The following is an 18,049-nucleotide window of genomic DNA, read 5'->3' as shown; positions in this document are numbered from 1 at the left end:
CGCACCTCCACTGACATACAAACAACATCCGGGCGGCCAAATTCCTTCCTCTGTTGATTCCTCTGCTTATTAAAGTTTCCACAAGGAATTATTTAATATATATTCAAGCGCACTGCCGCATTGCCGCCATCACCCGGTGGGACAAAGCGCATACCAAGTATCAAATTCACTGTATCAAACGCAGCACCACACGATAACCGGAGAGAAATTGTCATGCCCAGCTTGATCAACAATATGAATATCGGTAAACGCCTGTTACTGGGCTTTGCCGTAGTGCTGCTCTGTTCGCTATTGGCGATCGGCATCGGCATCGCCCGTTTGAGCGCGGTAGCCGACTCCACCAAACAATTGATGGCCGAGCCGCTGGCCAGCGAACGCTACATCAGCGACTGGTATCTGAATGTGTATTCCGGCATCCGCCGCAGCCTGGCCATTGCCAAGAGCAGCGATAGCTCGCTGGGCGACTTCTTTGCCGCCGAAGTGGCCGAATCGACCACCGGCTCGGCCAAGCTGCAAAAACTGATCGAACCGGCCATCGATACGCCCGAAGAAAAAAAGATCTGGGGCGAGCTGATGGACTTGCGCAAGCAGTACCTGTCGTCGCGCGACGAAGTGCTGGCGCTGAAAAAACAGGGGGACTCCGAACGCGCTTCGGCCCTGGTGGACAGCAAATATGCGCCGGTGGCCAAGGCCTATGCCAACAAGATCAAGGAATTGCTGTTGTATGAGCGCGCAGACATCAACTTGCGCGCGGAAGAAATCCAGAAGATCTATGAAAAAAGCCGCAACCTGATGCTGATATTGACGGTGCTGATGGTGCTCTTCGTGTTTGTTTGCGCCTGGCTGCTGGCCAAGTCGATTACGGTGCCGCTGGCAACGGCCGTGCAACTGGCGCGCCAGGTGGCCGACGGCGACCTCACCTCCACAGTGACCAGCAGCACGCTCGACGAATCGGGCCAGTTGCTGCGCGCCCTGGGCGAGATGAATGGCAAGCTGGCCGAAATGGTCAGCGAAGTACGCCATTCGAGCGACACCATCAACGTGGCCTCGCAGGAAATCGCCGCCGGCAATGCCGACCTGTCGAACCGCACGGAATCGCAGGCCAGTTCGCTGGAAGAAACCGCCAGCTCGATGGAAGAACTGACCAGCACCGTGCGGCAAAATGCCGACAATGCGCGCCAGGCCAATCAGCTGGTGATCACGGCCAGCGGCGTGGCCGGGCGCGGCGGCAGCGTGGTCGAACAGGTGGTGGGCACCATGAACGGCATCAAGGACAGTTCGCGCAAGATCGCCGACATCATCGGCGTGATCGACGGCATCGCCTTCCAGACCAATATCCTGGCCCTCAACGCGGCCGTGGAAGCGGCGCGTGCCGGCGAACAGGGACGCGGTTTCGCGGTCGTCGCCACCGAAGTGCGCAACCTGGCCCAGCGCAGCGCGGGCGCGGCCAAGGAAATCAAGACCCTGATCGTCGATTCCGTCAACCAGATCGAACAGGGCGGCAAGCTGGTCGACGAGGCGGGCAAGACCATGGGCGAGATCGTCAGCAGCGTGCAGCAGGTGGCCGACATCATGGCGGAAATCACGGCGGCCAGCGCCGAGCAGAGCGCCGGCATCGAGCAAGTCAATATGGCCATCACCCAGATGGACCAGATGACGCAGCAAAACGCGGCGCTGGTCGAACAGTCGGCAGCCGCCGCCGAAAGCATGCAGCAGCAGGCGGGCGCACTGGCGCAGGCGATGGGCGTGTTCAAGACGGGCGCGGCATCAGGCGCACCGCGCCTGTCTGCCGCCCGCACGAAAACAGAGCGCCTTAGTCTGGCTTAAGCAAGTCCTGCCATGACCGCGGCAATGACACTGCGGTCAGTCGGCGATGCGCAAATTGGTGCGCGCCAGTTCCAGCACTTCGTCGCCCCGGCCGCTCATGATCGCGCGCAGCGCGAACAGGCTGAAACCCTTGGCTTGCGCCAGCTCGATCGACGGCGGCAGCGCCAGCTCATGCTGTGACGTGACCACGTCCACCAGCGCCGGGCCAGGGTGGCTGAAGGCTTCCTTCAGGGCCCCCGCCACATCTTCCGATTCCTCCACCCGCACGCCATAAATGCCCGCCGCCCTGGCGATGGCGGCAAAGTCGGTCTTGGCAAGGTCGACATTGGTGTCCAGGTAACCGGCCGCCTTCAATTCCATCGACACGAAACCGAGCAGGCTGTTGTTGAACACCACGATCTTGATCGGCAAATCGAGCTGGCGCGCCGTCAGCAAATCGCCCAGCAGCATCGACAGGCCGCCGTCGCCAGACAGCGACACCACCTGCCGTCCTGGAAACGCGCCCTGCGCACCCAGCGCCTGCGGCATGGCGTTGGCCATCGAGCCATGGTTGAACGAACCATGCAACTGGCGCCGGCCGTTCATCGTCAGGTAGCGCGCGGCCCACACCGTTGGCGTGCCCACGTCGGCCGTGAAGATCGCATCGTCGCTGGCGATTTCGTCGATCAGCCTGGCCAGGTATTGCGGATGGATCGGCCGCCCTTTCCCCGCCGGCGTGGCCAGCTCATCGAGTCCCTTGCGCGCCGAGACATAGTGCTTGCGCGCGTTGTTGATGAAACTGCGGTCGCCCTTGCGCTGCAGCCTGGGCAAGGTGGCGGCCACGGTTTCCTTCACCGTACCGACCAGGCCCAGCGCCAGCGGTGCGCGGTGGCCCAGCTGCGAGCCCTTCCAGTCGATCTGGATGATCTTCGCGTCGGCGGGATAAAACGGGCGATACGGAAAATCGCAGCCCAGCAGCAGCAAGGTATCGCAGGACATCATCGCGTGATAACCGGAACTGAAGCCGATCAGGCCCGTCATGCCCACGTCATACGGATTGTCGTATTCGATGAACTGCTTGCCGCGCAAGGCATGCACGATCGGTGCGCCCAGCACGTCGGCCAGGGCCACCACTTCATCGTGCGCGCCCTGCGTGCCGCTGCCGCACAGGATGGTCACGGCTTCCGAGTCGTTCAGCATGGCGGCCAGCCGGTCGAGATCCACTTCGGCGGGCACGATGCGCGACGGTGCGCTATGCACCCAGGCCGGCGCTTCCCCGGGGCCGGCGCTGAGGGCCACGTCGCCCGGCAGCACGATCACGGCCACGCCCCGCTCTTCGATCGCGGTGCGCATGGCGCGCGCCAGCACGCGGGGAAACTGCTCGGCCGACGACACCACTTCCACGTAATGGCTGCACTCCTTGAACAATTCCTGTGGATGCGTTTCCTGGAAATAGCCGAGGCCAATTTCGCTCGACGGGATATGCGCGGCGATCGCCAGCACCGGCTGGTGATTGCGGTGGCAATCGAACAGTCCATTGATCAGGTGCAGATTGCCCGGCCCGCAACTGCCTGCGCACACGGCCAGGCGGCCTGTCGACGCCGCATCGGCGCCGGCCGCAAAGGCGGCCGCTTCCTCGTGGCGGGTATGCATCCAGCGTATCGCCTTGTCTTCGGCCAGGCTGTAGGCCAGCCCGTTCAGGCTATCGCCCGTCACGCCCCAGATCCGTTCCACGCCCGCCGCAGCCAGCGTCTGCGCGAGATATCCAGCAATGGTGTTTTTGGCCATGCATGACTCCTGTCGTCGGAAGAGAAACAGCCATTGTGATCCTATCCTGGAAAACAGCGCGTTTCATTTCAACAAAGACAAGCTACTCCAGCGGCAGCATGCCGGCCGCCGCCAGTTCGCGATCCCATGGCGGCACGGGCTGGTATTCGGCCACCAGGAAGTCGATCAGCGCGCGCACCTTGGGCGACAGCTGGCGGCTGGCCGGGTACAGGGCGCTCAGGTGATTGAGCGGCAGCGACCAGCCGGGCAGCACGGGCAGCAAGCTGCCATCGAGCAGATTACGCCACGCAAGGAAGGTGGTGCTGTAGACGATGCCCAGGCCGCGCTGCGCCGCCTGGTGCAGCACCAGGCCGTTGTTGGCCGTAAAACCGGCCTGCACGCGCACGCTCACTTCCTCGTTTTGCCCCTCATGCACACGCCGGAAATGCCAGTTGGTGCCATCGGTCAGGTGGCTGAAATGCAGGCACTGATGGCGCAGCAAATCTTGCGGCACTTGCGGCACACCCCATTGCGCCAGGTAGGCGGGGCTGGCGCACAGCACGCCCCGGCATGGCGCCAGCGGGCGCATGGCCAGCGCGCTGCTGTCCGGGATGCCGCCGACCCGGATCGTCAAGTCGAAGCCATGGCGTATCGGGTCGAGCAGCGCATCGTCGACAAACAGTTCGGCCTGCACCTGCGGGTGCAGCAAACTGAAACGGGCGACGGCGTCAGCCAGCCAGGCGCTGCCAAAACTCGATGGCGCCTGGATGCGCAGCGGGCCGGCCAGTTCGGCGCCCGCCTGCGCCACGTGCGCCACCATGCGCGCCGCTTCCTGCGCCTGGCTGACGGTGGCCATGCACGGCGCCAGGTAGGCGCGGCCCGCGTCCGTCAAACTCACTTCGCGTGTGGAGCGGTGCAGCAGGCGCGCATTGAGGCGCTCTTCGAGCTGCATGATGGTCTTGCTGACCATGGCGCGCGTCAGTCCCAGGCGCTGGCCAGCAGCCGTAAAGCTGCGCTGGCGGGCCACTTCGACAAACACTTCCATCGCGCGTAATTGATCCATATCAAAGATTGTCTTCGTTTCGGCGACAATCTGTCAACCGCCGCATGATTGTTTGAGCCAGCGCAGCATCCTACAATGGCGTCTTCTATTTATCCTTTGGGGCCGTGATCATGCTGACAACTGCACAACAAGAACAATATCAACGCGATGGCTACATCATCCTGCCCGGCTTCAAGGGCGCCGACGAGATCGCCGCCCTGCGCGCGCGCGCCGAACAGATTGTCAACGAATTCGATCCCAGCCTGAGCCAGTCGATCTTCACCACGCGCGACCAGGCGAAAAACACCAACGATTATTTCCTCTCGTCCGACAACACCATCCGCTGCTTTTTTGAAGAAGAAGCGTTCGGCCCGGACGGCCAGCTGAAACAGGCCAAGTCCCTGTCGATCAACAAGATCGGCCACGCCATGCATGATTTGGACCCCGTCTTCCGCAGCTTTTCCAGCGACCCGAAACTGGCGGAAGTGGCGCGCGACCTGGGCCTGGCCGAGGCACAAGTGTGGCAATCGATGTACATCTTCAAGCAGCCGGGCATCGGCGGCGAAGTACGCTGGCACCAGGACGCCACCTATTTTGAAACCACGCCGATCAGCGTGACCACCTTCTGGTTCGCGCTGGAAGACGCGACCCTGGAAAACGGCTGCCTGTGGGCCGAACCGGGCGGCCACCGCGGCCCGCTGCGCGAGCGTTTTATCCGCAATGGCGACCAGGTGCGCGTGGAAAAACTCGACGCCACGCCATGGCCCGACGACAGCACCGCCGTGCCGCTGGAAGTCAAGGCCGGCGCGCTGGTCTGCTTCCACGGTTTGCTGCCCCACTACAGCGCGCCGAACCGCTCGCCGATCTCGCGCCACGCCTACACCCTGCACGCCACCGATGGCCAGACCGAATACGCCAAACACAACTGGATACAGCGCGACGCGTCGTTCCCGGTGCGGGGCTTCGTCTGATGCGCATCCAGGTATTTGCCGCCCACTGGGGCAATAACGAGCTGGCGCCGCAAGTGTTCATCGACAAGGTGCTGGCGGCCGGTTTCGACGGCATCGAAATGTCGCTGCCGCTGGACGTGGCATTGCGCGAGGAATGGACTACGCGCATCGCCGACGCCGGCCTGGCACTGATCGCCGCACAGTGGGAAACCGTGTTCCACCGCGATTTTGATGCGCACCGCAGCGCCCTGGCCGAACTGCTGGACAACGCCTGCCAGGCCCGCCCCGTGCTGGTCAACACGCACACGGGCAAGGATTTTTATACGCAGGCGCAAAACGCCGAACTGATCGCCCTGGCCGCCGCCATCTCGGCCAGACACGGCGTGCCCATCGTGCATGAAATCCACCGCAGCCGTTTCAGCGGCCATCCGATGCTGTTGCTGCCCTACCTGGCGCAGTATCCCGAGCTGCCGCTGACGGCCGACCTGTCGCACTGGTGCTGCGCCTGCGAATCCCTGCTGGAAGACCAGCCGCACACCTTGGCGCAAGTGCTGCCGCTGGTGCGCCATATCCACGCACGGGTAGGCCACCCGCAAGGGCCGCAAGTGGCCGACTTCCGCGCGCCGGAAGCCAAGCCTGCACTGGACGCCCACCTGGCCTGGTGGGATGCCGTGGTGGCGTTGCGCCGCGCGGCTGGCGCCGAACGCATGACGTTCACGCCGGAATTCGGCCCGGCGCCGTATCTGCAAACCCTGCCTTACACGCAGCAGCCGGTGGCCGACGCCTGGCAACAGAACGTGGCCATGCTGCAGCTGCTGCGCGCACGCTACGCATAATCGCGGCAACGCACCGGGCCGCCAGGTCCGGTGCGGTTCGTATCATCGGCAAGATATTTGCTATTAAGTAGTGCGCTATATATACTGTGCACATGGATACCACCACTGCCCCCAATCCCTCGCCACTCAATCAGGTGCCACGCCTGGACAACCAGCTGTGCTTTGCCCTGTACTCGACTTCGCTGGCCATGAGCAAGCTCTACCGTAAACTCTTGCGCAAGCTGGGCCTGACGTATTCGCAATACCTGGTGATGATGGTGCTGTGGGAGCAGGATGGCTTGACCGTGTCCCAGGTCGGCGAGCGTTTGTTCCTCGATTCCGCTACGCTGACGCCCCTGCTCAAGCGCATGGAGCAGGCGGGCCTGTTGCGCCGCGTGCGCGCTGCCAGCGACGAACGCCAGGTCATCATTTCACTGACGGAACACGGCGATCAGCTGCGTCAGCAGGCTGCAACCTTGCCGGAAGCCATCTTGAACGCCAGCCACTGCAAGGTGGAGCAAGTTGTAGAAATGAAACAGCAACTCGACCTGCTGCGTGGCAATCTGATGAAAAGTGAGTAAAACGGTACTTTATCCAAGCAAAATCCGGCAGATTGGCACCCCTGCCATCGCTGTCGGAAGTTGGATAGAAAAACACCTTTCTTTATTACAAATTGATAGTACAAGCGTATCACCCTGCGTTTAGAATAGTTGCCACTATTTCTTTATAACAACAATCAGGGTGAGTATGCGTATCTCTTTCGGCTCTGTCGCCTGCCTGGCGCTTTGCTTCACCGTTTCCGCTTTTGCCGCCGAACCGTTCGACGACAAGTTCCGCCAGCTCGAAGAACTGCTGCCCACTCCGAACACCTACCGCACCGCCTCCGGCGCGCCCGGCCACGCCTATTGGCAGCAGCGCGCCGACTACGTCATCCGCGCCAGCCTCGATGAAGCCAGGCGCGAAATCCATGGCAGCGGCACCGTTACCTATCACAACCAGTCACCCGACACCCTCGGCTATCTGTGGGTGCAGCTGGACCAGAATATCTACAAACCCGATTCCGACGCGCGCCGCATGCTCACGGCGCCATCGCGCCAGGCCTGGGCCAGGACGGGTGAAGACAGCATGAAATTCGAAGGCTTGCGCGGCATCCTGGCCGGACGCGAATTCCAGGGCGGCTTCAATATCCGCGCGCTGAAAGGCGCCGATGGCCAGCCTTTGAAATACGTTATCAACCGCACCATGATGCGCATCGATTTGCCGCAGCCCTTGAAACCGGGCCAGGACTTCGTGTTCCAGGTCGACTGGGATTACCGCATCAACGAACAGAAAGTGCTGGGCGGGCGCTCCGGTTATGAATTCTTCGAGGAAGACAAGAACGCCCTGTTTGAAATCGCCCAATGGTTCCCGCGCATGGCGGCCTACTATGACGTGACCGGCTGGCAGCACAAGCAGTTTCTTGGCTCGGGCGAATTCACCCTGGAGTTTGGTGACTACGACGTGCAGCTGACGGTGCCGGCCGACCATATCGTCGCCGCCACGGGCGAGCTGCAAAATCCGCAGGACGTACTGACTGCCGCGCAGCGCGAACGCCTGGAAAAAGCCCGCACCAGCGACAAGCCCGTGATCATCGTCACGCAGAAGGAAGCGGAAGCGGCCGAAAAATCGGTCAGCCGGACACAAAAAACCTGGCACTTCAAGGCCAGCAATGTGCGTGATTTTGCGTGGGCGTCCAGCCGCAAGTTCATCTGGGATGCCCAGGGCTACAACAAGGGCGACAGCAAGCTGATGGCCATGTCCTACTATCCGAAGGAAGGCAATCCGCTGTGGGAAAAATACAGCACGCAAGCCATCGTGCACACCATCGAACAGTACAACAAGTACAGCATCGCCTACCCTTATCCGACCGCCATTTCCGTCAACGGCCCGGTGGGCGGCATGGAATACCCGATGATCTCGTTCAACGGTCCACGCCCCGTCAAGGATAAAAAAACAGGCGCCGTGACGTATTCCAAGCGCACCAAATATGGCCTGATCGGCGTCATCATCCACGAGGTAGGCCATAACTACTACCCGATGATCATCAATTCGGACGAGCGCCAGTGGACCTGGATGGATGAAGGCTTGAATACCTTCGTGCAATACCTGGCACAGCAGGCCTGGGAAGAAAACTATCCGGCCTCGCGCGGCGAGCCGCGTGAAATCGTCGACTACATGCGTAGCCGCGACCAGGTGCCCATCATGACCAATTCCGAATCGCTCTTGCAATTTGGCAACAACGCCTATGCCAAGCCGGCGGCGGGCCTGAACATCCTGCGCGAAACCATTCTGGGCCGCGAACTGTTCGACTACGCCTTCAAGGAATATGCGCAGCGCTGGAAATTCAAGCGCCCCACGCCGGCCGACTTCTTCCGCACCATGGAAGATGCGTCCGGCACGGACCTGGACTGGTTCTGGCGCGGCTGGTTCTACACCACCGACCCGGTCGATATCAGCATCGATGGCATCACCGAGTATGGCGTGAGCAGCAAGAACCCGGAAGTGGAAAAAGCCTGGAAGAAGGCACAGAAAGAGGGCGAGCCGATCTCGGTCACGGACCGCAACAACAAGGGCATGCCGCGCCGCGTCGATAGCCATCCTGAACTGAAGGATTTCTATAACGAGCATGACGATTTCACCGTCACCAACAAGGACCGCAACAGCTACGCCGAAACGGCGGCCGGGCTGGAGCAGTGGGAAAAAGACTTGCTGAAACAGGGCAAGCATTTGTACCTGGTGGACTTTTCCAACCTGGGCGGCATGGTGATGCCCTTGATCCTGGAAATCGAACTGAAAAGCGGCAAGAAATACATCGAGCGCGTGCCGGCCGAAGTATGGCGCTACACGCCGAAGAAAATCACCAAGATCATCGTCACCGATGAAGCGATGGTGGGACTGGTGCAAGACCCCTACTGGGAAACGGCCGATATCGATACCAGCAATAACGCCTGGCCGCGCAAGATCACGCCATCGCGCCTGGAACTGTTCAAGAGCGAGAAGTCGCCCAAGGATAACCTGATGCGCGATTACCAGACGCCACTGAAGGGTAAAAATAGCGCCGCCAAGAGCGACGAGGCGTGAGAGGCTGGCGCAGGCTGGCGGCAACTGTGCTGGCCGCCGCCAGCACGGTTGCCAGCGCCCATAACTACCATATGGGCATCGCCGATATCAGCTACAACGCCGTCACGGGCAGCACGGAAGTGGTCCACACCTACACGGGCCACGACGTGGAAGCGCTGCTGGCGAATTTATATCAGCGCCAGTTCGACCTGGGCCAGGAAGACAGCGAAGCGGCCCTGCGCCGCTACGTGGACAAGCAGTTCTACATCACGGCGCCCGACGGCAGGCGTTTGCGCCTGAACTGGGTCGGCATCAAGGTCGATGCGGATAACGTGGTGATCTTCCAGGAGATCGAACACACGCGCCTGGCGCCGGATACGCGCATCCACAACCAGCTGCTGATCGATTTTTTGCCCAGCCAGAAAAACACCCTCAACGTGCAAGACAGCGGCGCCATCCAGACCCTGTTCTTCGACCATCAACATACTGAACTGCCGATCAAGTAATACTGGGGTCAGACCCGCCGGGGGAATGCGCCGAATCGGATGCATTCCGATTCCGAAGGAACTGACCCCAAAATTTGTCCGTTGGCCTACATACCATCAAAGAAATGACCTTACGCCACCTCCCTCTGCTACTCGCCACTCTATTTGCCCACACCATCTCCCATGCCGACGATATCTTCCAGCGCGTGCTGGTCGATGGCTCGCGCATGAACCAGCTGGGCGTGGCCGATTCGGCCAATGCCGGCAGCATCACGCAGCAGCAGCTGGAAGCGCGCACCAGTTACCGCCCTGGCGAACTGCTGGAAGCCGTGCCGGGCCTGATCGTCAGCCAGCATAGCGGCGAAGGCAAGGCCAACCAGTTCTATCTGCGCGGGTTCAACCTCGATCACGGCACCGACTTGCGCACCACCGTCGATGAGATGCCCGTCAACCAACGCAGCCATGCGCATGGCCAGGGCTGGACCGACCTGAACTTTTTGATTCCCGAACTGGCGATGCGCCTCGATTACAAGAAGGGGCCATATTCAGCCAGCGAAGGCGATTTCGCCTCGGCCGGCACCGCCTCCGTCGTGTACGCCAACCGCCTGACGCAGGGCCTCGCCAGCGTGGGCCTGGGCCAGAACGGTTTTCGCCGTGCGCTGCTGGCCGACTCGCTCGACGCGGGCCGGGGCAGCTTGCTGTATGCGCTGGAGACCCAGCACAACGATGGACCGTTCACGCACCCGGACCGATACCACAAGATGAATGGCGTGCTGCGCTACAGCGAAGGTTATGCCAACAACGGTTTTAATGTCACGGCCATGGCCTATGACGCCAGCTGGAATGCCACCGACCAGATCCCGCTGCGGGCCGTGCAGGATGGCGCGCTGGGACGTTTTGATGCGATCGACCCGACCGATGGCGGCAAGGCGCAGCGCTTTAGCCTGTCCGGCGCCTGGCGCCGCACGGGCGACGATATGTCGAGCAAGGTCAGCGCCTATGTGATCGCCAACCGCCTGAGCCTGTTTTCCAATTTTACCTATGTGCTCGATGATCCCCTCCATGGCGACCAGTTCGCCCAGCCCGACCGGCGCGTCACGTCCGGCCTGAACGCCAGCCACACCTGGCACCGCCATACGGAAACGGGCAGCAGCGACACCACCATCGGCCTGCAGCTGCAAAACGATAATATCCACAATGGCTTGTACAGCACGCAGGCGCGGCAAATCCTGTCGACCACGCGGCAAGACCATATCGTCGAATCCAGCCTGGGCCTGTATCTGGAAAACAGCACGCGCTGGTCGCCCTGGCTGCGCACGGTGGCAGGCGTGCGCACCGACGCCTACCGTTTCGACGTGCGCAGCGACCGGCTGGAAAATTCGGGCAAGGCCAACGATCATTTGTTCAGCCCCAGCCTGAGCATCATCGCCGGGCCGTGGCAAGACACCGAAGTGTATGCCAACCTCGGCAACGGCTTTCACAGCAACGACGCGCGCGGCACCACCATCACAGTCGATCCGAAGACGGGCGAGCCGGCCGACAAGGTTACGCCGCTGGTGCGTTCGCAAGGACTGGAACTGGGGGTGCGCAGCGCCGTTATTCCCGGTTTGCAAACGAGCTTTTCGCTCTACCGCCTGGACTTCGATTCGGAACTGCTGTTTGTCGGCGATGCGGGCGCCACCGAAGCAGGTCGCCCCAGCCGCCGCTATGGCGTGGAATTCTCCAGCTACTACAAGGCCGCCAAGTGGTTGTCGCTGGACCTGGACCTGGCCTATGCGCGCGCCCGTTCGCGTGGTCAGCGCGGTGAGGATGCCATCGGCGACTTTATCCCCGGCGCCATCGAAGGCGTGGCCCAGTTGGCCATGACGGTCACGCCGCAGGGGCCGTGGTCAGGCTCGCTGCGCCTGCGCTATTTCGGCCCGCGCCCGCTGGTCGAAGACAATAGCGTGCGCTCGGCGGCCAGCGTGGGTTTGAATGGGCGTCTCGCTTACCAGATCGACAAGACCATGCGGGTAGAGCTGGAAGGCTTCAACCTGACCAACCGGCGCGACTCGGCCATCGACTATTATTATGCTTCGCGCCTGCCCGGCGAAGCGCAGCCGGTCGACGATATCCACTTCCACCCCGTGGAATCGCGCTCCCTGCGCCTGACCCTGGTCAAGAATTTTTAAGCCAACAAGAATAATTCTTATCGGCGCCGCACAGGAAACGCCAGCAAGTCGTAGAATGCCAGGCTGGACCAACTTGATAGCGGCCGCCTTCGGCCGGCACCGACATGAGCACTTCCGCCCCGATCTTTACCGACCCGTCCCGCCTGAAGGACGCCTTGCGCGATGACGGTTATGCCGTGCTGCGCCCGCAGGACGTGGCGGCGCTGGCCGGCTGCCCGCTCGAGGCGCTGCGCGCGCTCGAACCGAGCTGGGATACGCTGGCACTCGACAATTACCTGAAGGATGGCGGCCGTTATCGCCGCCGCCGTCACTCGTGCTTCGTGCAGGATGGCGACAAGCTGACGCAGACGGCGCACCGCCCGCACTGGCAGCCGGTGGAATACAACGCCCTGCACGGCGGCATGCACCGCTTGTTCGAACCGGTCGAACCCGCCATCGCGGCGCAAACCGCCTGGCAGCAGCTGATCCGCGCACTGGGCAATACCTGTTCCGAAGTGCGCGGCAGCCAGCCCTGGTTCATCGAGGCGCACCAGTTCCGCATCGATACCACGGACGGCATCGGCCGCCCGACGCCGGAAGGCGCGCACCGCGACGGCGTCGATTTTGTCGCCGTGCTGCTGGTCAAACGCGCACAGATCAAGGGCGGCGAAACGCGCATCTTCGAAGCCGATGGCCCGAACGGCAAGCGTTTTACCCTGACCGAACCGTGGTCGCTGCTGCTGCTCGACGACGCCACCGTGATCCACGAATCGACGCCGATCCAGCCGATCGGCCCGGAGGGACACCGCGATACCCTGGTGATTACTTACCGGGCGGGACAGTTCCAGGGCGAGAATCAGTAAGATCATCCGCACATGCAAGCCCTGCAAAAAAGTTACATGGATGTTACTTTTACAGACTTAAATCCGATATAGTCTTACGATGACGATATTGCGCGCAAGCCGCGTGCCAGCATCATTACCCTGCATTCTAGGAGAGGTCTGTGGACTCCAACAACCAAATCAAGCCTGATGAAATCGAGATCCTGATCGTCGAGGATAGTCCGACCCAGGCGGAGCGTTTGCGCCGCCTGATCCAGTCCCTGCACTACAACGCCCGCGTGGCGGCCAATGGCCAGCTGGCCCTGGCCGCCATTCGCGAGCGCAAGCCGCACCTGGTGCTGTCCGATATTGTCATGCCGGAAATGAACGGCTATGAGCTGTGCCGCGCCATCAAGTCCGATCCTACCCTGCGCGATATTCCCGTGATCCTGGTCACCTCGCTCAACGACCCGAAAGACATCATCCGCGGCATCGAGTGCGGCGCCGACAATTTCATCCGCAAGCCGTACGCGGAAGATTATCTGCTCAACCGCATCAGCCACATGCTGATGAACCAGAAGCTGCGCAAGAACCAGAATGTGGAAATCGGCATTGCCTTGTACCTGGGCGACCAGAAGCACTTCATCAATGCGGAGCGCCAGCAAATCCTCGACCTGCTGATCTCCACCTATGAGCAGGCGGTGCAGGTCAATGGCGAATTGCAGGCACGCGAGCGGCAAGTCATCGAACTCAATATGCGCCTGGCGCACCACGCGGCCGAACTGGAAACCACCAACCGCGAAATCGCCCTGAAAAACCTGGAACTGGCCGAGGCCAGCCGCATGAAATCGGCCTTTATCGCCAATATGTCGCACGAGCTGCGCACGCCGCTGAACGCCATCATCGGCTTCACGGGCGCGCTGCTGATGAAGCTGCCGGGGCCATTGACCTCGGACCAGGACAAGCAGCTCAACACCATCCGCGCCAGCGCGCGCCATCTGCTCTCGCTGATCAACGACATCCTCGACGTGGCCAAGATCGAGGCCGGCAAGCTGACCCTGTCGATCGAAGCCGTCACCTGCCAGGAATTGATCACCGAAGTGGCGGAAACCTTGCGTCCGCTGGCCCAGCAAAAAGGCCTGGCGCTGGAAGTGGACGTGGGCGAACAGCCCATCGTGATCGACACGGACCGCCGCGCGCTGACGCAAATCCTGATCAACCTGCTCAATAACGCCATCAAATTTACGGAACAGGGCAGCGTGCGCATCAGCCTGGCCCAGCGCGAGGAAGACGGCGGACACGTCACGGAAATGAGCATCGCCGACAGCGGCGCCGGCATCAAGGAAGAAGACCAGGCCAAGCTGTTCCAGGCCTTCTCGCAGCTGGACTCCACCTCCACCCGCCATGTGGAAGGCGCGGGACTGGGCCTGTACCTGTGCCAGAACCTGGCCAGCGCCATCGGCGGCACCCTGCAGTTCCATAGCGACTACGGCTCCGGCAGCACGTTTACGTTGGCCCTGCCCGGCAAGCCGTGAGATGACCCGGGCAACAAGGTAATTTTCTGACATTTTAGTCAAATCGTCACCGTAGTTTTACCGTATTGCACTGCACCATTTTTGGGGATATAGTGTCACTGTCTCCTCCAATTCGTTCCTCGAACATTGGATTCAGCCCGCGCCGCAAGGCCTGCGGGCTTTTTTTTGTCTGTTGCTGCAGCGCAGTCGCCCAGGGCCTCCAACATCCCTCCTCCCCTTCACCGTTTAAATAACTAAAACGCGCGATTTAGTTATATCAATCGTTTGAGATATATGCTTAAATCTCGGCCATGATTGAAAAAAATATTTCCCACACACTGCACGCAGACGATGGGCGCAAGCCCCGCTCCGATGGCGAGCAGTCGCGCGAGCGTTTGCTGCATAGCGCCATCCGCCTGTTTGCCGAACAGGGTTACGCCAATACCTCCACGCGCGAACTGGCGCAGGCGGCCGGCACCAACGTGGCTGCCATCAGCTACTACTTTGGCGACAAGGCAGGCTTGTATCGCGCTGTGTTCGCCCAGTATGCGGTTGATCCGCAAGTCAAGATCGCCCGCTACGACCAGCCCCACTTCACCTTGCGCCAAAGCCTGGAAGGCTATTATGCGCAGCTGCTGGTACCCATGCTGCAGAGCGGCCTGGTGCGCGACTGCCTGCGCCTGTGGTTCCGCGAAGTGCTGGAGCCGACCGGCTTGTGGGCGCGTGAGCTCGAGCGCAATATCCGCCCCGAACACGAGGCGCTGACCCGCGTGCTGGCGCGCCACCTGGGCGCGCCCGACGATAGCGACGATATGCACCGGCTGGCCTTTGCTGTCGCCGCGATGGCGCTGCAGCAGATGGTCGCCGGCGACATGCTGCGCGCGCTGCAGCCGCAATTGCTGGCAACGCCGCAGGCGACCCAGGTCTGGCTGGCGCGCATGGTCGACTATGCGCTGGCGATGGCCGAAGTGGAACGGCAACGCCTGCATGCCCCATCTGCAGTCAATACCAGCGATACCCCAAAAGGATCAGCATGAACAGTATCAAAGTCGCACTGGCCGCAAGCGTGCTGCTGGCATTGGGCGGCTGCGCCCTGCAGGGGCCGCCAGCCGTGGTGATGGCCGCCACGCCGCCGCAATGGCATACGCCGCTGCCGCACAACGGCAATCTGGCCGACCTGGCCAGCTGGTGGCAGCGCCAGGGCGACAGCCTGCTGGTGGAACTGATCACCGATGCGCAGCAAGCCAGCCCCGACATCGCCACCGCCCGCACCCGCATCGTGCAGTCGCATGCCGACCGTGTCGCCAGCGGCGCCGCGCTGGCGCCCACGCTGGACGCCAACGGCAGCGTGGTGCGCACCGGCCAGCAATCGCTGCAGCCGGGCGGCACTACCTCGCAACTGGCCTTGCAGGCTAGCTGGGAAATCGACGTCTTCGGCGCCAACCGGGCGGCGCGCGACGCGGCCCAGGCCCGCTACGAAGGCGCGCAGGCACTATGGCACGATGCGCGCGTCTCGGTCGCCGCCGAAGTGGCCAAGCAGTATTACGCGCTGCGCGCCTGCCAGCAACTGCAAGCCGTCGCCGAACAGGACGCCGCCTCGCGCGCGGACTCGGCGCGCCTGACAGAGCTGAGCGCCAGGGCAGGTTTCGAAGCGCCGGCCAACGCGGCGCTGGCCCGCGCCAGTGCGGCCGAAGGCGCCAGCCGCGCCATCGACCAGCGCACCAGCTGCGATGTCGCCATCCAGGCCCTGGTGGCCCTGTCGGCCATGCCGGAAGACACGCTGCGCCAGAAGCTGGCAGCGGCGCCGCTGGTGGCGCCCGCCGCCGTTCCGATGACTGCCCTGCCCGCGCAAACCTTGCGCCAGCGGCCCGATATTTTCAACGCCGAACGCAGCGTGGCCGCCGCCAGCTTTGAAGTGGGTGGCGCCAGGGCCCAGCGCTACCCGCAACTGAGCCTGACAGGTTCCATCGGCACCGGCAATTTCCGCGGCGGCGGCGCCAGCATCACGGCCAGCACCTGGAGCATCGGCCCGCTGGCCGTCAGCCTGCCCATCTTCGACGGCGGACGCCGCCAGGCCCAGGTCGATGCAGCCGCCGCGCGCTACGACGAAGCGGTGCTGACCTACCGCGCCGATGTGCGCCAGGCCGTGCGCGAAGTGGAGGAAGCGCTGCTCAACCTGCGCAGCACGGAGGAACGCAGCAGCCATGCCCAAACGGCACTCGAAGGGTATCGCTTGTCGTTCGTGGCGACCGAAGACCGCTACAAGAACGGCCTGGCCAGCCTGATCGAACTGGAAGATGCGCGCCGCACGCGCCTGGCCGCTGAAAACACCGTCGTTACCCTCGAGCGCGACCGCAGCACCGCCTGGGTCGCCCTGTACCGGGCTGCCGGCGGCGGCTGGAACAACACCTTAGCGACTCCCCCCACGCCCTGAGCGGCCGCCAAAAACCTGACGCAACCACCATGAAAAAACTGACATTGAAACCGATCGCCATCGTCCTCGCCGCCCTTGTCGTGGCGGCCGGCGCAGGCATTACGCTCTACACGCCAACGTCCAAAGCGGGCGACAGCAAGGATAGCGTGCAAAAACCGGCGCTGACCGTCACCTCGGCCAAACCGCAGAAAGCCAGCCTGCCCATCAAACTGAGCGCCAACGGCAACGTGGCCGCCTGGCAGGAAGCCATCATCGGCAGCGAATCGAATGGCTTGCGCCTGACGGAGGTAAGAGTCAACGTCGGCGACGTGGTGCGCGCCGGCCAGGTGCTGGCCGTGTTCTCGAACGACACGGTGAACGCCGACCTGGCGCAAGCCAAGGCGGCCGTGCTGGAAGCGCAGGCGAATGCCGCTGAAGCAGCCGCCAATGCGCAGCGCGCCCGCTCGCTGCAAAGCACGGGCGCCATCAGCGCGCAGCAGATCACGCAATACCTGACGGCCGAGCAGACGGCCAATGCGCGCATTGCATCAAGCAAGGCACAACTGGCGACGCAAGAGCTGCGCCTGAAATACACGCAGGTGCTGGCGCCCGACAGCGGTGTCATTTCATCGCGTTCGGCCACCGTCGGCTCGGTGGTGGGCGCCGGCACGGAACTGTTCCGCATGATCCGCCAGGGCCGCCTGGAATGGCGCGCCGAAGTCACGGCGACCGAACTTCTGAAGCTAACACCCGGCACGCTGGCCGAAGTGACGGCCGCCAATGGCAGCGTCCTGACGGGTAAGGTGCGCATGATCGCCCCCACCGTCGATCCGCAAACCCGCTCCGCACTCGTCTACGTCGACCTGCCCGCCGCCACCGGCGGCAACGCGCCCTTCAAGGCCGGCATGTACGCCAGCGGCGCGTTTGCGCTGGGTGCATCGAACGCACTGACGGTGCCACAGCAAGCGATCGCCATACGCGACGGTTTCAGCTATGTGTTTCGCCTGAACCCTGACCAGCGCGTCAGCCAGATCAAGGTCGAACCGGGCCGGCGCCTGGCCGACAGCATCGAGGTCCTGTCCGGCATCACGGCCAACACCACCATCGTCGTCAACGGCGCCGGTTTCCTCAACGACGGCGACCTGGTACACAACGTCACGGCCGCAGCTGGCACAAAAAAATAAGGA

General features: G+C 62.5%; 14 protein-coding genes. 12 read left to right on the top strand and 2 right to left on the bottom strand.

Annotated elements, in window-relative coordinates:
* The first annotated feature begins 213 nt into the window (after positions 1 to 213).
* Entirely contained in the window at positions 214 to 1,827 is a 1,614-nt protein-coding gene (locus tag ACL9RI_RS01645; protein ID WP_422724858.1) for a methyl-accepting chemotaxis protein, read from the top strand.
* A gap of 36 nt (positions 1,828 to 1,863) precedes the next feature.
* Here ACL9RI_RS01645 and poxB read toward each other — a convergent pair whose 3' ends face one another.
* Together poxB and ACL9RI_RS01635 are read right to left on the bottom strand one after the other, a co-directional pair.
* Complete coding sequence (gene poxB / locus ACL9RI_RS01640; RefSeq protein ID WP_422724857.1) at positions 1,864 to 3,594, bottom strand: ubiquinone-dependent pyruvate dehydrogenase; 1,731 nt, start codon at positions 3,592 to 3,594, stop codon at positions 1,864 to 1,866.
* A gap of 82 nt (positions 3,595 to 3,676) precedes the next feature.
* A complete protein-coding gene (locus tag ACL9RI_RS01635; protein ID WP_422724856.1) occupies positions 3,677 to 4,636 on the bottom strand; it encodes a LysR family transcriptional regulator in 960 nt (319 codons plus the stop codon).
* Between the two features lie 110 nt (positions 4,637 to 4,746).
* On the opposite strand from ACL9RI_RS01635, the gene ACL9RI_RS01630 reads away from it, so the two are divergent.
* From ACL9RI_RS01630 to ACL9RI_RS01580, 11 genes are all read left to right on the top strand, one after another.
* The gene (locus ACL9RI_RS01630) at positions 4,747 to 5,586 is read left to right on the top strand and encodes a phytanoyl-CoA dioxygenase family protein (protein WP_422724855.1); all 840 of its coding nucleotides are present in this window, start codon (positions 4,747 to 4,749) and stop codon (positions 5,584 to 5,586) included.
* Positions 5,586 to 6,401 carry a sugar phosphate isomerase/epimerase gene (locus ACL9RI_RS01625; protein WP_422724854.1) on the top strand — a complete coding sequence of 272 codons (816 nt, stop codon included), beginning with the start codon at positions 5,586 to 5,588 and terminating at the stop codon, positions 6,399 to 6,401. Before ACL9RI_RS01630 ends, ACL9RI_RS01625 begins: the two co-directional genes overlap by 1 nt.
* A 92-nt stretch (positions 6,402 to 6,493) precedes the next feature.
* Complete coding sequence (locus ACL9RI_RS01620; protein WP_422724853.1) at positions 6,494 to 6,961, top strand: MarR family winged helix-turn-helix transcriptional regulator; 468 nt, start codon at positions 6,494 to 6,496, stop codon at positions 6,959 to 6,961.
* A gap of 166 nt (positions 6,962 to 7,127) precedes the next feature.
* Positions 7,128 to 9,500, top strand: a complete 2,373-nt coding sequence (locus ACL9RI_RS01615) for a M1 family metallopeptidase (RefSeq protein ID WP_422724852.1) — start codon at positions 7,128 to 7,130, stop codon at positions 9,498 to 9,500.
* Entirely contained in the window at positions 9,497 to 9,985 is a 489-nt protein-coding gene (locus ACL9RI_RS01610) for a DUF6702 family protein (protein ID WP_422724851.1), read from the top strand. Before ACL9RI_RS01615 ends, ACL9RI_RS01610 begins: the two co-directional genes overlap by 4 nt.
* A gap of 104 nt (positions 9,986 to 10,089) precedes the next feature.
* Positions 10,090 to 12,135: a TonB-dependent receptor gene (locus ACL9RI_RS01605; RefSeq protein WP_422724850.1), complete on the top strand. Its 2,046-nt coding sequence runs from the start codon at positions 10,090 to 10,092 to the stop codon at positions 12,133 to 12,135.
* 104 nt (positions 12,136 to 12,239) lie between these two features.
* Entirely contained in the window at positions 12,240 to 12,977 is a 738-nt protein-coding gene (locus ACL9RI_RS01600; protein ID WP_422724849.1) for a 2OG-Fe dioxygenase family protein, read from the top strand.
* A gap of 140 nt (positions 12,978 to 13,117) precedes the next feature.
* Complete coding sequence (locus ACL9RI_RS01595) at positions 13,118 to 14,470, top strand: hybrid sensor histidine kinase/response regulator (protein WP_422724848.1); 1,353 nt, start codon at positions 13,118 to 13,120, stop codon at positions 14,468 to 14,470.
* A 290-nt stretch (positions 14,471 to 14,760) separates the two neighbouring features.
* Positions 14,761 to 15,486, top strand: coding sequence for a CerR family C-terminal domain-containing protein (locus ACL9RI_RS01590; protein ID WP_422724847.1), 726 nt, complete (start codon positions 14,761 to 14,763; stop codon positions 15,484 to 15,486).
* A complete protein-coding gene (locus ACL9RI_RS01585) occupies positions 15,483 to 16,883 on the top strand; it encodes an efflux transporter outer membrane subunit (protein ID WP_422724846.1) in 1,401 nt (466 codons plus the stop codon). The genes ACL9RI_RS01590 and ACL9RI_RS01585 overlap by 4 nt, the downstream gene beginning before the upstream one ends.
* A gap of 29 nt (positions 16,884 to 16,912) precedes the next feature.
* Positions 16,913 to 18,046, top strand: coding sequence for an efflux RND transporter periplasmic adaptor subunit (locus ACL9RI_RS01580; RefSeq protein ID WP_422724845.1), 1,134 nt, complete (start codon positions 16,913 to 16,915; stop codon positions 18,044 to 18,046).
* The last annotated feature ends 3 nt before the right edge of the window (positions 18,047 to 18,049 follow it).

Source organism: Janthinobacterium sp. Mn2066 (genome assembly GCF_049319705.1).
Lineage (GTDB): Bacteria > Pseudomonadota > Gammaproteobacteria > Burkholderiales > Burkholderiaceae_D > Janthinobacterium.
The sequence above is the reverse complement of the archived record's forward strand: the minus strand, read 5'-3'. Positions and strand labels throughout refer to the sequence as shown.

Excerpts from the sequence above, each read along its gene's own strand:
- ACL9RI_RS01625 (WP_422724854.1), top strand. The coding sequence starts at position 5,586 with ATGCGCATCCAGGTATTTGCCGCCCACTGGGGCAATAACGAGCTGGCG.
- ACL9RI_RS01615 (WP_422724852.1), top strand. The coding sequence starts at position 7,128 with ATGCGTATCTCTTTCGGCTCTGTCGCCTGCCTGGCGCTTTGCTTCACC.
- ACL9RI_RS01605 (WP_422724850.1), top strand. The coding sequence starts at position 10,090 with ATGACCTTACGCCACCTCCCTCTGCTACTCGCCACTCTATTTGCCCAC.
- poxB (WP_422724857.1), bottom strand. The coding sequence starts at position 3,594 with ATGGCCAAAAACACCATTGCTGGATATCTCGCGCAGACGCTGGCTGCG.
- ACL9RI_RS01600 (WP_422724849.1), top strand. The coding sequence starts at position 12,240 with ATGAGCACTTCCGCCCCGATCTTTACCGACCCGTCCCGCCTGAAGGAC.
- ACL9RI_RS01645 (WP_422724858.1), top strand. The coding sequence starts at position 214 with ATGCCCAGCTTGATCAACAATATGAATATCGGTAAACGCCTGTTACTG.
- ACL9RI_RS01585 (WP_422724846.1), top strand. The coding sequence starts at position 15,483 with ATGAACAGTATCAAAGTCGCACTGGCCGCAAGCGTGCTGCTGGCATTG.
- ACL9RI_RS01635 (WP_422724856.1), bottom strand. The coding sequence starts at position 4,636 with ATGGATCAATTACGCGCGATGGAAGTGTTTGTCGAAGTGGCCCGCCAG.
- ACL9RI_RS01590 (WP_422724847.1), top strand. The coding sequence starts at position 14,761 with ATGATTGAAAAAAATATTTCCCACACACTGCACGCAGACGATGGGCGC.
- ACL9RI_RS01630 (WP_422724855.1), top strand. The coding sequence starts at position 4,747 with ATGCTGACAACTGCACAACAAGAACAATATCAACGCGATGGCTACATC.
- ACL9RI_RS01620 (WP_422724853.1), top strand. The coding sequence starts at position 6,494 with ATGGATACCACCACTGCCCCCAATCCCTCGCCACTCAATCAGGTGCCA.
- ACL9RI_RS01580 (WP_422724845.1), top strand. The coding sequence starts at position 16,913 with ATGAAAAAACTGACATTGAAACCGATCGCCATCGTCCTCGCCGCCCTT.